This window comes from Kaistia adipata DSM 17808 (assembly GCF_000423225.1).
Taxonomy (GTDB): Bacteria; Pseudomonadota; Alphaproteobacteria; order Rhizobiales; family Kaistiaceae; genus Kaistia; species Kaistia adipata.
In genome coordinates this window covers 175979-189306 of sequence record NZ_AUHO01000006.1, presented here as the reverse complement: position 1 = coordinate 189306, position 13328 = coordinate 175979, and the positions used below count along the sequence as shown (strand labels likewise).

The 13328-nt window shown below is 65.6% G+C and carries 16 protein-coding genes; all 16 read right to left on the bottom strand.

Annotation, left to right across the window (positions count from 1 at the left end; genetic code table 11):
* Positions 1–10 precede the first annotated feature (10 nt).
* Positions 11–634 (bottom strand): hypothetical protein, encoded by a 624-nt coding sequence (locus G539_RS0101115; protein WP_029073569.1) that lies wholly within the window; start codon positions 632–634, stop codon positions 11–13.
* Entirely contained in the window at positions 634–2985 is a 2352-nt protein-coding gene (locus tag G539_RS23255) for a phage tail length tape measure family protein (protein ID WP_156911720.1), read from the bottom strand. Before G539_RS23255 ends, G539_RS0101115 begins: the two co-directional genes overlap by 1 nt.
* 1 nt (position 2986) lies before the next feature.
* Positions 2987–3322, bottom strand: a complete 336-nt coding sequence (locus tag G539_RS23250) for a phage tail assembly chaperone (protein ID WP_035829794.1) — start codon at positions 3320–3322, stop codon at positions 2987–2989.
* A gap of 29 nt (positions 3323–3351) precedes the next feature.
* Positions 3352–3726, bottom strand: a complete 375-nt coding sequence (locus tag G539_RS0101100) for a hypothetical protein (RefSeq protein WP_029073567.1) — start codon at positions 3724–3726, stop codon at positions 3352–3354.
* Positions 3727–3771: 45 nt separating this feature from the next.
* Complete coding sequence (locus G539_RS27365; protein WP_210162769.1) at positions 3772–4509, bottom strand: hypothetical protein; 738 nt, start codon at positions 4507–4509, stop codon at positions 3772–3774.
* Between the two features lie 74 nt (positions 4510–4583).
* Complete coding sequence (locus tag G539_RS0101085; RefSeq protein WP_029073566.1) at positions 4584–4997, bottom strand: DUF4128 domain-containing protein; 414 nt, start codon at positions 4995–4997, stop codon at positions 4584–4586.
* Positions 4998–5201: 204 nt separating this feature from the next.
* Positions 5202–5648 carry a hypothetical protein gene (locus tag G539_RS0101075; protein ID WP_029073564.1) on the bottom strand — a complete coding sequence of 149 codons (447 nt, stop codon included), beginning with the start codon at positions 5646–5648 and terminating at the stop codon, positions 5202–5204.
* Entirely contained in the window at positions 5648–6703 is a 1056-nt protein-coding gene (locus G539_RS0101070; RefSeq protein ID WP_029073563.1) for a phage minor head protein, read from the bottom strand. The genes G539_RS0101075 and G539_RS0101070 overlap by 1 nt, the downstream gene beginning before the upstream one ends.
* Before the next feature lie 3 nt (positions 6704–6706).
* Positions 6707–7069 carry a hypothetical protein gene (locus G539_RS0101065; protein ID WP_029073562.1) on the bottom strand — a complete coding sequence of 121 codons (363 nt, stop codon included), beginning with the start codon at positions 7067–7069 and terminating at the stop codon, positions 6707–6709.
* Positions 7070–7071: 2 nt separating this feature from the next.
* Positions 7072–7569, bottom strand: a complete 498-nt coding sequence (locus tag G539_RS23240; protein ID WP_035829792.1) for a DnaT-like ssDNA-binding protein — start codon at positions 7567–7569, stop codon at positions 7072–7074.
* A gap of 2 nt (positions 7570–7571) precedes the next feature.
* Positions 7572–7991, bottom strand: coding sequence for a hypothetical protein (locus G539_RS25980; protein ID WP_051230981.1), 420 nt, complete (start codon positions 7989–7991; stop codon positions 7572–7574).
* Positions 7992–8041: 50 nt separating this feature from the next.
* Positions 8042–9022 carry a major capsid protein gene (locus tag G539_RS0101040; protein ID WP_029073560.1) on the bottom strand — a complete coding sequence of 327 codons (981 nt, stop codon included), beginning with the start codon at positions 9020–9022 and terminating at the stop codon, positions 8042–8044.
* Positions 9023–9125: 103 nt separating this feature from the next.
* On the bottom strand, positions 9126–9905 hold the full coding sequence (locus G539_RS0101035) for a hypothetical protein (RefSeq protein ID WP_029073559.1): 780 nt from the start codon (positions 9903–9905) through the stop codon (positions 9126–9128).
* 48 nt (positions 9906–9953) lie between these two features.
* Positions 9954–11378 (bottom strand): DUF4055 domain-containing protein, encoded by a 1425-nt coding sequence (locus tag G539_RS0101030; protein WP_029073558.1) that lies wholly within the window; start codon positions 11376–11378, stop codon positions 9954–9956.
* Positions 11378–12919, bottom strand: coding sequence for a phage terminase large subunit (gene terL / locus G539_RS23230; protein WP_210162768.1), 1542 nt, complete (start codon positions 12917–12919; stop codon positions 11378–11380). The genes G539_RS0101030 and terL overlap by 1 nt, the downstream gene beginning before the upstream one ends.
* Positions 12840–13286 (bottom strand): terminase small subunit, encoded by a 447-nt coding sequence (locus G539_RS25975; RefSeq protein WP_029073557.1) that lies wholly within the window; start codon positions 13284–13286, stop codon positions 12840–12842. The genes terL and G539_RS25975 overlap by 80 nt, the downstream gene beginning before the upstream one ends.
* Positions 13287–13328 lie beyond the last annotated feature (42 nt).

Here is a 13328-nt window from a genome sequence, read left to right as displayed (position 1 = left end):
TAGAGCGCCCCTAGACTACCTGCACGGCGTCGAACCCGACTTTTGCTGCCATTCCTTCGGCACTGAGGTTCAAGCTACCAGGCAAGATCCTGAACTCGCCCGATGGCTGTTTCAGAGCTACCGACGTATTGATTGTAGCGCCTTGGCGTAAGGGCGGATGAACGATCAACTCCGACGCCATGCCGGCTCCGCTGGCCACTGCGCCAGCCACGACCTGATGAAGGGCCCGGCGACCGATCCCGAAGTCAAACGACAGCATGTCGCCAGTCGAGATCACATAGCCCCCAGGCAAGCCCTTTAAAGTGAGACCGCCCGCAGTCGGGCCTAGTGCGGCGATCTGAACATCCGCGGTCCCAAGCAGAGCTCCCTCGGGATCGGCCTCCGGGAACTGGGCGCCCGGGTCCCAAGCATAGAAGCTGCCCATTGACCCGCCGAGCCCGCCGACAATCGCACGCACCCGACGGAGCCGATCGACGGTAAGAGCCGAGCAATCAACCTTCATCCGCCAAATTGGCGAGCGCAGATCCTTGACCCTCACCTGTCCGCCGGCTTGGCCAGACGTCTCCTGCCCATAGTCGAGTGAGAACGCTATCCCCGTCACGACCAGAGTGCTCATAAGTTCGAAGCTGGGCATCAGAAATTCGCCAGCCTCCGATCGCGCTTCGCCGTCATCAGCATGTCGGGAAGTCGGGTCTCCCATTGTTTGTCACGGCGGTCCATCTCTGCCTTCAGCCTGGCGAGCGTGTCCTCGCCGGCATTGCCCTGCACGGTGATGGTAGTACGCGACGCGAAGGTGATGACGTTGCCGCCCTGCCCCGAGCCAGAGCTCTCGACGCCGAGCCGGCCGCCGGGGAGACGGCGCAGCGGCATGATCGCTTCCGGCCCGGCCTCGCCCATCACGCCCGTCCGACCACTCGCCATTGGAAAGGTAGTGGCGCGGCTGACGACTCCACCGCTGGCGAAGGGAACCACGTTGCCGCCGGAGAACGCCGCGCCGCTGGCGAACAGGCCGCCAGTACCGACCATGCCGCCGCCGAACGCGCTGCCGATCACGCCCGACAGGTTGCCCCAGAGGCTGTTGAACAGCTGGTCCGTGGCCATGTCCACGAGCTTCTGGCTGATGCGGTCGAGGGCGTTGAGGGCTGCATCGGCCAGCGAGAAAAAGAAGCCCTTGCCTTCAGCTACGCCAGATCGGATGTCCTGGAAGAAGCCTTGGAATGTGCCCTTCGTGAAATCGTAGGCATCCCGGAGGCGGCTCGTCTCCGCCTCGAGAGAGGCCATGGCCGCGGCCTTGTCCTTCAAGATCGAGACCTGTGCCGGATCGAGCGAGAGGCCGGCCTGAGTGGCCCGGTTCAGTAGTTCCTGCTCGTATCGCAGTGAGGCAGCGGCTTCTGCCGTCAGGCCGAGGCCCGCCTGCTCGGCCCGCAGTGACGCGATCCGTGCGTCGGCATCGCGGACGATGTCCTCGAACTTCTCTCCGTCCGTCTTCCCGCGCCGCTTCTTGGTCTTCTCGTCGACGGCCGTCAGACCTGCTGCCAGTTCCTTCAGCTTAGCCGTCGCCGCCGAGGCTCCCGCCGCGATACCGGCCCCGAAGTTGCCCAACGTGTCCCGCGACATGATGCCTTCGATGTTGGCACGGTGCACTGAATTGGCCGAAGCCAGCCGATCCGCTGCGGGGTTCGCCAGCCGGTCCAGCTGCATACCGTTCCCGATCTTCGCAACATCGACGCCCGGGATCGCATTGATCTTGTCGATCAGCCAATCGATGCCGGCGCCCGCGCCCGAGATCAGGCCGTTGATCGCATCGATCGCGAGATTGACGCCGCCGATGACCGCCGAGCCCATGATGTCGCCGAAGTTGCTCCAGATGAATTTCAGGTCCTCGTAGGCGGCCGTGAACGAGTTCAGGACGTAGTTCGCTGCCGTCTTGGCGATGCCGACGATATCGACGCCGAAGATCCGAGTAAGCTCGTCGCGGAAGATGTTGGCGGCGGCGACCGCCGCGACGATGCCGAGGACGATTGCGGCGCCCGGGTTGGCGGCTGCCATCGCCGCGGCCGCCGTCACAGCTGTGACCGCCAGGCGCGCCATCAGTCCGATGAGCGACACGATCCCACTCACGATCGAGGGCGCATAGAGCAGCGCCAGTCCAGCCGCTGCGGTCGTTGCATAGGGCGCGATCGGCTGGATAGCGCCTGCCAGCACACGCAGCAGGGACGCGCCGAGTTGCGCCCAGTCCACCATCTGCAGTCCAGCGGCCGCCAGCGCGGTCAGGCTGATCACCAGCAAACCTACGGGCGAGAACACCGAGGCGAAGGCCGCCGCCAGACCGTGCAACGGCTTGTCCATCGTGGAGATGACCGCAGCAAGCTGCGTGCCCTGCTGCAGGCCGATCTGCATGGCGCCCATACCCATCTGCGCCGAAACGGCGATGTCCTGGAACTGGGCAGCGATGTTGGCCGTGTTGAACTTGCCGGCCATGGCGACATTGTCGTTAGCGGCCGCCGCGTGGGCCCGAACGGCCGCTGTCGCTTTCGTCGCAGCAGCAGCCTCGGTGTTCAATGCGCCCGCGAGGTTTCGCGAAGCACCCGCCGCACCGATTGCTGCCGTCTCGTGCCGGTCGATGGCGACGGCAGCTTGCGCAGCCTGGCGGCCAATTTCGCCGAAGGTGACGGAGACCTTCGCTCCTGTGACACCCAATTCCTGGAACCGCGCGCTGGCCGCCCCGGAGGACGTAGAAAGGGTCACCACCTTCCTCTCGGCGGTCGACACACCGCGTCCCATTCCAAGTACCGCCGTCTCAACCCCTCGGACAGCGTGCTCAATGGACGCGAGAGCGGCTTCGAGACGCGCGAACGCAGCCTTGAGCACACCGGACGCACCCTCGGCCTTTTTCGCCGAGTTTGTGAGATCATTGAGATCCTTGGCGCCCTTCTGGACGCCGGAACTGTCCACGGCCAGGCCGAGCGTCGCGATGTCGGCCATGTCATGATCCCTTTCGCGGCCGCGTTCGATCGGCCATCTCTTCCTGCTCGCGCGCCACGGCGGCGAGATAGGCGGCGTCCATTTCACGGATGACGGCGATCTCCTCCCGCCGGACGAGCGTCCCCGTGAGGACGATCCAGTTGGAGAGCTCCGTCATTGAAAGAGGCTGCGGCCCATTCAGCCCAGAGGCTCTGCAGGAATTGAGATCCCAGAACCACTCCGGCAGATAGCGGACCTCGTCAGGAAGCAGCTCGATCTCGGCGACAGGGAGGCCAAACCGTTCCAACCGCTGCCGCCGGGTCTCGCCGTTCTCATCGACGAAGTTCTGCCGGACCACCGCGCCGATGTGGGCCGCCAGCTGCCGGCCTAGCTCGAGAAAAAACCGGCCTCGTCTCCGAGCGCGGTGTCGACCTGCTTGGCCAGCCAAGGCAGCGCCAGCGCCTTGCCGACATTCACCTTGTTGAGCGGCGGGCTCTTGAGGTCGCCCAGCGACAGGCCGTCGGCCCAGGTCCAGCCAACGATCGCCGCCGTGAGCAGGTCGACCGTGTTGTCCTCGATGCGCTCAGCGGTCATCACGTTGCGGCCACCGCGGAGCGCCTTGTTCTTGATCGCGCGCTCGACGGCCTTCACCCGGTCATCCTCGAGGCTGACGCACTCGATCTGCAGGCCGATCGACGCCCCGGTCGCCGGGTGCTTGATGTCGACGGTGATCGTGGTCGGCTGGATAGCCAGAATGTCCATGGATGGTGTTCCGATTGGAGGGGATGACGGGCAACGCGGGCCCGCTTAGGTCACCGCGGCGGTCGCGGCCGAGGTCGCCGTGGCGTTGCCGGCGCTGTTGGTGCCCGTGACCGCAACCGAGATCGACTCCGTGGCGTCGGCGGCGGCCAGCGTGTAGGTGGCGCCGGTGGCGCCCGAGATGTTCGCGCCGTCACGCTTCCACTGATAGGTGAATGACGGCTCGCCCAACCACCGGCCGGGAATCGCGGTGAGGGTCGAGCCCTGAGTGAGAACGCCGGCGATCGAGGGGAGCAGCGTGTTGAGCGGTGCGACGAGCGACTGCGGGTTCACCACGATTTCGCGCTGGATCAGACCGAGGGTGAACACTTCGAGGATGAAGTCTTCGTTCCGGCCGTTGGGTCGGGTCGGACCAGCGACCAGGCCGCGGTTGTAGTAGACCGTGTTCGTGTGGTTTGCGTCCGGGGCGTCGAGGTCTTCGAACTTGACAGCGTAGAAGAACTTGGTGGCCGCCGCCGCGCGCAGTGCTATTTGACCGGCATCGGTCGGATTGCGCGCGCACTCGATCGTCGGATCGCCCGCGTTGGAGATGCCCTTCTGCTTCTGCGTGACCTCGGTCGCGAGCTCGTCATAGCTGACGACGTTGGTGTTCATGCCGGACTCTCCGACGGAGCCGACGTTGCCGACTTCGGTCCAGGTCAGGGCCTCGAACTGGCTCTGGTCGAGATTGGCCGGCTGCGGCGTGGTGCAGAAATAGACCTTGCGGCCCTTGTTCGTGTTCGCCACGTCGGTTCTCCTTTCATGGCAGAGAGAAAAGCCCCGCCGTGGCGAGGGCGAATTGCCCGGTCAAGCCGGGAAGATCAGGCGAATGCCTCGTATCGAATGGTCACCGGCACTTGCCAGTGCGTGTCGTCGGCGAGCGCGGGACCGATATCCGGCGCCTTGGTGACCCTCACGGTGAGCCCATCCGCGCGCATAGGCAGGTCGGCCGGGAAGTGTTGCGCGACCTGTCCTGCGATCTCCGTCGCGCCGGATGCGCCCTGGTTCTTCGGCACGAAGACATCAACCTGCACCAGGCCGAGCCGCTGATGCGGCGCGTTCGACGCGAGAAACAGCCGGCGGCTGGCGTTCGGGATGTGCGTCGCCCGCAGATACCCGCCGGCCGGCTTCGCAAATCCGACGTTCGGCCACGCGACCGGCAGCGCGCGCGTCATCGCCAAGCCAGCCACGCGCGAGAACAGCGCGGTCTCGATCGTGCTTTCCGTGCTCGGCATTCCGCGATATTCCTTGTCTGATGAAGCCGCTCAGCGACAATCAGGCCCATGATCTTCTGACGGAGGCGCGCCGAGCCCTCGGCAACGCACCCGGCGGATCGGTTCGGGCTGACACAGCCCTGAAGGCCGCTCGGCAGGCCCTTTCCGGCCTGGCGCTGGCCCTTCTGGTCGCATCCGAGAAGGGCGAGGACCAGGTCGAGGGCATCAGAGGGCTAGACGTCCCTTAAGCTCCGCGGCCTTCTCGTCGACGATCTGCGACCACTGCTGTGCGGCAGTTCGAACGAACGCATCCGGGCCCTGCCCGCGCGCGCCGTACTCGCGATGAGCCGCATAGGCGGCCGTGTATCCCAGATAGATCGTGTCTCCGAGATCGGCGCCGGCGATGACAGCCTCGATCGCGCCAGCATCGTAAGCGTAGGTCTGGCCCGCGACAGGCTTTGCGGTTGCGCGGATCGGCGGCATGGAGGCGGTCGAGGCCATCAGCGACGCCCGCAGGAAGCCCGTGTCGACACGCATGCGGCCGCCCTCAGCGCGCGTTGTTTGCGCGCGGCTGGCGAGCTCCTGCGAAGCCTCCTTGAAGACGCGCTCCTCCGCCCCTTCGACCTTCCGAACCCAGTCCGCGACCTGCGCCGCGAATGAGAGGTTCGCCATCAGGCGGTCTCCCGGAGGCGCTCAACCAACTCCGCGAAATAGTCGATCTTATACTCGACCCGGCAGCGGCAGCCGGAGATTTCGGCGATCGGCGCCTGCGGGTCACCGGGGAACCGCAGCACCGCGCCCGACACCGAATGAAAGGCGCCATCGAGCGGCACGCTCTTTCCGTTCAGGCTGCGGTGCGTGTGCCGGACGCGATTGTCGCCGGCGGAGCGCCAGATTTTTGTGACGTCCTCCTCCCGGATCTTGCCGGCCTCGATCTGCTGCCGGATGGCATCATCACGGCTCTTGCCGAGCGCGATCATCGTCTCCGTCCGCGCCAGCATTTCTCCGCGCAGGTCGAGCAGGCGATCAGCATAGCGCGCGAGCATCCGGGCGACCGCATCGGCGGGCAGCGGCTTGCCCGACCGGATGGCGGCGAGCACCGTCCGGTCGAAGCGCTTGTCGCGCCGCTCGCGATCGAGGTAGGCCCGAAGCTGCGTGGGATCGCCGGAAAGAAGCTCCTGACGGGCCCGAGCGACGTAGCGCTCCTGAGCAGCCGTCAGGCCTATGGTCCCGCCCTCGCGCTGCCCTGTAGCCCGGTTGACGCGCCCCACGACCTCAAGGGCAGTCGCGCGAGGGTTCTGCCCCCGTTCCAGTCCCTCCGAGAGCGCCAAGCGGATCGCGACGCGCTGATCCTCGACGACCCGTGTCACCAGCTCCGAAGAATGGTCGCGCAGCCAAGCCTCAGCGGCCGGATTGCGGACCGAGAAGCGGAAGACGACGCGGTGCCCTTGCGGGTCGGTGACCTTCGGCATGGTCCCGACGGTGGCCAGGCCGCCGCCGTTGTAGGCGTCCGATAAGGCCAGCTCGAGCCTTGCGAAGGCCACCGCGTCCAGTTGCAGCGCCGCAAGCGCGCCGTCGATGTCGCCGTTCTCCAAGCGCTCGACAACGGTGCGGAGAACGACCGCGTTCACGATGTCGGCGATGGCGTCGAGAAACGCCTTCTTGACGACGGCCTCGTGCGTTTCGAGCAGCGCCTCGATGATCTCCCGATCAGTGCGTCGAGCCACGGCTCACCCTGCCACGAAGGCGATATAGGCGACCGGCGTTCCGGCGGCCGGGATCGGGCGGATGTCCTTCATGGTGTGCACCGTCCCGTCGATCACCAGCCGATCAGAAAGCTCAGGTTCGATGGCTGGCGCAGCGAAGATCACCTGGTTGTCCGTGGAGAGGATCAGGGCACCGTCGAAATACTTCTCGGCCACCCGGGCGACCGTGGCATCGAGCACGTAGGTCGTTTCCGTCGGCGCGCCCGGGAGCCAGGGTGTTGCAGGATCAGGCACGCCCGGCACGACCCGGATCAGCGTCACGGCACCCTGCTTGAACTCGGCCAGAAGGCCAGAGGCGACGGCCTGCATCTCGTCGTAGAAGCCCACGATCAGACCCTCAGCAGATCGACAGAGGCGCCGCTGGACCGAGAAAGCAGGCCGGTTAGGATATCGTCCACGATCGTCAGCGTCGGCCGCTGTGAGGCCACGCTACCGCCGCCCGCATAGGTGACGTCGACGGCGCCCTCAACACGCGCCCGAACCTTGACCTGACCGGGCGTGACCGAAGGCGACAGCGAGCCCGGCGACGTCAGTTCGGCGAGCGCCATTTCGAAAGCGGCATTCAGGATCTCAGTCGGAATCTCGTCAGCGGCGATTGCCTCGCCGGCTGTGTCTTCCGCCTCGATGCGCGGCCACCCGAGCGCTTGCCTCCTGCCCCCAGCCTTCCGGCCAGGGTAGCGGATGCCATAGCGGCCATCGAGTACGGCACTGGCGCGGACAAGGGCTGCGGCGCGCTGATCATCCGTGACGCCCGTTGCCGACCAGGCGGCATTGAGCCGAGCCGTGTGATAGGCGAGCGCGGCCGGGAGGTCGCCGTAGTTGGCCATGATCAGGCGCTAGCTCCGGCCAGCGCCGCATACAGCTCGAGCAGCTTGGCGCGGCCAGCCTTGTGATGGGGCGCCTTGCCGGACGCAGCCTCGATCGCGGCGCGAAGCTCGTCGTCCGTCAACTCGGCGTCGGAGGCGCCAGAATTGCCAGCGCCAGCCTGTGCGGCCACAGCCTGTGCAATTTCCTCGGGTGTGCTGCGCGAAGCGTATCCCTTCGGCGGATAGGTCGCGGCCGGATAGCCGGCAGCCACATACTCAGCCACAGTCGGGCCATCGTCACGCAATTGCTCCGTGTCGACGATCTTCGCTCCCGCCGGCGCGAACACAGCATCGACGATCGTGTAACCCTGCCCGCGCAGTTCGGCCTTCCGCTCGGGCGTCACCGGATGCGGCTCGTAGATGATCTTCGGCTTTTTCGACATGGTTCTCTCCGGGAGGATGGGAAGGGGCGAGGTTTCCCCGCCCCTCTCGATCAGGCCTGGCCGATGGCGAGAACGCCGGCGGTGTGCTTGATGCTGGACGCGATCTTGTCCCAGTTGGAACCCGTGCCGAGTTCGACATCGGTCGGCGACTTGCCGCCGTTGCCCTCATCCCAGGTGTACCCCTTGAGCCCCAGACCGAACGTGTAGTCGATCTGGAGGGTCGTCTCGATCCGGGTCTGACCGTTGCTGGTCTCGATGTTCGAGATGATGTCGCGGCTGTCGGAGACGGTCGCGGCGTTCGGGACGAGCGAGAGTACCCGGCGCTTGGCCGGCGTCACCGGGTCGGCCACCGCCGCGCTGTAGAGGGCCGGCGCATCGGTCACCACCACTGTCCGACTGAGGATGTCCACGACACGGACGTTGCCCGACTGGAACAGGTTTTCCGTGTTCGCCAAATTGGCGCCGACGAAAGCATGGTAGCTGACGCCGTCCATGACCTGAGCCGCCAGATTGGGCGAATGATCGCCGAACAGCGCATGACTGTCGTTGACCGTCGCATAGTCGATCTTCTTCGTGGCCGACACATCGACGGTGGTGGCCGCGCCCTGGTTGGAGATGGCGGCGACGAGCGCTGCGATGGCCGTGTTGAGCTGATCGCGGAGCAGCGCCTCGGCGAAGTTGCGGGACGCGACCTCGATGCCCTCGGCCGTCGGCTTGTTCAGCCAGGTCATCTGCGACGGCTCGAACCGAACGGGGCCGAAGCCGCCGGCGACCTTAACGGTCGAATGCTTGAGCTGGGTCAGGTCGGTCGGCGGGGCCGCCGCCTGCGCGGCGTAGCGATCGACGCGACGCTGCGCCGAATGAATGGCCGCATAGAACGACTCCTGGAGGAAGTCGCCTTCGAAACCCTCGGTCGTCAGGCGGATAGCGCCGCCGGAGGCCGCGTTGAACTTGTCGACCATCTGCGCCAGCGTCTCGATCGTGGCCGGCATGAAGTACTTGTTGAAGACCTGCATCTGAGACAGGGACATGGCTAACCTCGTGATGTGTGGATTGTGAGAATTGGGGTGCCGCTAACGGCGGTCTTGGCGCCTCGCGCCGTGCTGCACCCCATCGAGGGCAGCCTTGTCGGAACTAGCCCTGAGCCAGTTCCGGGAACCTAGACGTAATGGCCTTCTGTCGGTCCTCTTTCGAGCCGCCGAAATCACCCGGCGGGAGCTTCGTCCCGCGGCCGCCTCGGTTGTTGCCCTGCGCATCCGGCCCGGTCGGCTTGCCGAGGAATGCCTTGCCCTTGGACTGCGACCAGTCCTTCACGAAGGACTTCACGTCGATCTCGCCGAGGTCGGTCTCGACGATGGCCTTGCGGTTGCCGTCATCGGCTCGCTGAACCTTCACCGACGGCTTGAGATAGGCCAAGGCGCCGTCGAGCAGGTCGGGGTCGACGCCGACTTCCAGGAGGGAATCCTTAAGCCCGGCCTCGACAAGCGATCGGTCGATGTAGCCGTCACGCTCGGCGATTGCGGCGTCACGATCGGCAAGATCGGATTCGTGCTTTTTGGTCAGGTTGGCGATACGCTGCTCGTAGAGGGCCTTCTGGGACTGGATGTGCTCGTCGGCGATCTTCTTCTTGTTCGGATCGTCGGGATCGCCGGCCGCTGCCTTGAGAGCTAGGTACTCCTCCGCATCGAAGCCGTCGGGGATCTCGGCGAGCTTGGCCTCCAGCTCAGCCACCTTCGCCTTGAACTCGTCGCGCTTGGCGACGTTGGCGCGATTTGCCGTAATGACACCGCGAACCTTGGGGTGATCGTCGATGCCCTCGACGTCGAGGATGAACTTGTCGCCCTCCTCCTTGTAGAAATCCTTCTGGCCGTCCGGGATGTCATCCACGGACGCGTAGACGCTCTTGAGGCCCATCGGGCAGCTCTCCTAGGTGGGACGCCCGGCTCGCGGGCTGGGTTCCGCCTACTTGGCGGTTGGCGGCGTCAGTGCCGCGGCATCATCGGCGCTGGGGGCGCGCTCCAAATCGTCCTGGTCAATGAGACCAAGTTCGTCTTCGGCAGTTCGATCGACCGGGATAAGCTCGCCGCGCTGGAAGCGGTCGAACATCGTGCGCCAAGAATAAGCCCCAGCCTGCCAGCCGGCGACGAGCGCGGTGATGTCCTGGGCCGAAATGGCATGATCGAAGAAGTCGGTCACCGGCGTGACCTTCACGTCATCCGGGTTCGCGCCCATCCATACTGCGAGGTTTTTCAACGCCTTTTCGAGGCCGGCCGCGCTGTTGAGCGCGATCGTCTTCAGCGTCGATGTCTGGTTGCCCAGGCGGAGGCGGATGGCCTCGCCACTCTCGGCCGTCCGCTGGGTGTCGGAGAGGATCTGCGCACCGAAGACCACGGCCCGGCTCAGCGCATCCTGGATGGCCTTTGACTGCGCATCGAGCCCCGGGCCCGAGAACTCGAGATACTTAGCGTCGCCGCCGACCGGGAGGAGCCAGAGCTTGGAGCTTCCGAGCGTCGTCGGGGCCTTCCCACTGTTGGCCGCCTCCACCGGATCGTCAAACCCGATCGCGACTGGTGTTGGCTCCGACGTCATGTGCAGTGCGAAGGTGTAGTCGGCATCGAGCCGATAGACCCTCACCGCGAGCTTGGCGAGCCCGTACAGCGGGACATCGTCCGGCGCGGCCGTCAGGTCATTGGCGCCGATGAAAACGAACGGCAGGCTGTCGAGAGCCCGGCGTTTGCGATCCTGCGCGACGACCTCTTCCGCAGCCACCCAACCCGACGAGCTCTTCGTCCAGCGGCGAGCCGTGTAAGCGCCGTCCTGCAGGAAGCATTCGAGATAGACCTCGGCCGTCTCCCACGCCCCGGTCTCGCGATTTCGGACCAGGCCGGTCTCGTCGAGAACGAGGAAGTCCGTCTCGTCGTTGGTCGCGTCCCAGTTGAGAATCGATTCCGCGACATAACCGGCGAGATAGGGCGCGCCCGCATCGGAGACACCCGGCAGTACGCCATAGCGGCCGACGGTAATGAGTTCGATTGCGATGCGCCGGTGCAGCCCCTCGAGCGTCAGTCCGTCGCGGGTGGCCTTCTCACGGAGAGGCTCCAGCACGGCTGGCAGCTCGATCGCGGCCGGCTGGTCCAGCATCACCCCGACAGCCCCCCGCACCGTCGGCGCAACGAGCTCCGGGAATTCAGCACGCAGCTTGTACGCGTCATAGGCCACCTTCCGCAGGACAGGATCCGCGATTGCCCGCGTGCCCGATTTCTCCGGCAGATAGGCCTCGCCGCGCGCCTTTATCGCGTCCTCGCCATCCATCGCGTCGCGGAGGAGCCGCCACGATGGTGCGAACGCCTCATAGAGTGGATGCTTGGTCGTCGGGTCGAATGCCATCAATAGAACCCTGTCTCGACCACCGCGGCGGTGCTGGACCTTGCTGTAACGAGGCGGCCGAAGGCGCCTGAGGAGGCGTCGACCTGGTCTTTGGCGCTGCCGCTTGGAAACAGGCAGAGCTCGTCGAGGTAGGCCTCATTCCAATCGCCCTCGACCAGGAAGACATTGCCTGCCTCGCACTGGGCGGAGAACGGTTCGGCTCGGGTGATCTTGTCGCCGCTCTCCGGCTCAGCGTGAACGGTCCAACCGGCCAGCATGAGCACCATGTCCTTGGCCTGCACCTTGCCGGCCTGGCCGGGGTCTTGAGGCAGGCTGATCGAGACGCCTTTGCCGTCCGCCTCGGCCGTAGCCTTGATCGTCCGACGAACGTCGGCGCCCTCCTCGAGAACCCGGACGACGTGACCGACGATGAATGAGCCATCGGGCGCGCGGCCGAGCTTGACGCCGGCGGTTGCTGCCTGACCCTTGACCTTCCGCTTGGCGGAGGTCGCGGCCAGATCCCAATGCCGAACCCACTTCGTGCCCGTCGGCGCCTGGCGGATCATCTTCCCGGCGAACCAGGACCGCTTGAACAGGCCACCCTCGCGCGGCATCGGGCGCTGCTGGAATTGTCCAGCGACGGCATAGGAGCCCATCGGGATCTTGTCGCGCTCGACCACCTCGCGGGGGAAGCGCTCGGGAAACAGTAGCTCGCCTTCATAGGCGCGCGGATCCACGAACCCGATCGACGTCCGGCACCGGCACTCCGGCTCGAACTCCATCGGCAGCATCAGGTGCTCATAGCCGAGGCCGAGCTTGGCGATCTGGCCGGAGACATCGTCCTCGTGCAGACGCTGCATGATGACGATGATGGCCGAGGTCTTTGGGTCGTTCAGGCGGGTCGGCACCGATTCCCGGAAGATCCGGGTCGTATTCAGCCGCTCGGCCTCGCTCTCCGCTGTCTCGGTCGAATGGGGATCATCGATGATGACCCGATCGCCGCGGCCGCCGGTGAGGGACGCGAACGGCACGCCCTCGCGAAACCCGGTCTTGGTGTTGGCGAATGACGCCTCGCCTGCCCTGACGAGTTCAACCTCGGGCCACAGCGACCGATACCACTCAGACTGCACCAGGTCGCGCATCCGGCGGCTGTCGCGCTTGACGTACTTTTCCGTGTAGCTGCTGGTCAGGTAGCGGAGCGACGGGCGCCCCATCGGCCCCCATTCCCACGCCGGCCACAGAACCGATGTCAGCAGCGATTTCATGGTGCCGGGCGGCACGTTGATCAGCAGACGATTGATCCGGCCGTCGGTGACCGCCTGCAGATGATCGCAGATGGCGTCCAGGTGCCAGCCGTGGACATAGTCCGAGCTGGGCTCGACGACGTGCCATGCCTCGCGGATGAACCCGGCCAGCGTCTGGCACCGGGCCCGGATGGCCTCGGCGTCCCGCTTGACCCGATCCCGCTCTCGCTCTGCTTCCCTACGCCTCCGCTCCGCCCGGATCTCCGCCAGTGTCGGCAAGCGGGCCGAGGATGGCCTCGAGGCGGTCGAGATCGTCATCCGTCACCTTGGTTAGGTCGTAGGAGCCGATGGCACCGGAGTGCAGCAGCTTGGTCGGCTTGTACGACCCGTCCATTTTGTTGGCTTCCGCGATGGCAGCGATGGCCGTACGCGGGTCTTTCTCGACCTGGGCGTCATGGATGGCCTGCAGGCTCTTCATGCGCTCGGAGGCGCTCCACGCTGCCTTTTCGGCCACCCTGCCCTGCAGCTCAGACACCCGCTTCCTGACGCTGTCATTTGCTTTCAAGCGCGTGGCATTGCCACGATTTGGCGAGTAGCCGGCGTGAGCGTAGGCCTCGTCGGCCGTTAGCCCCCGAGCAAGTGCCTGAGCAAAAGTCTCATGCCTCTGGTTTTTGATAGGGGCCATTCAAGCGAACCGACATGCCTTGACTTCGCCGTAACAGACACG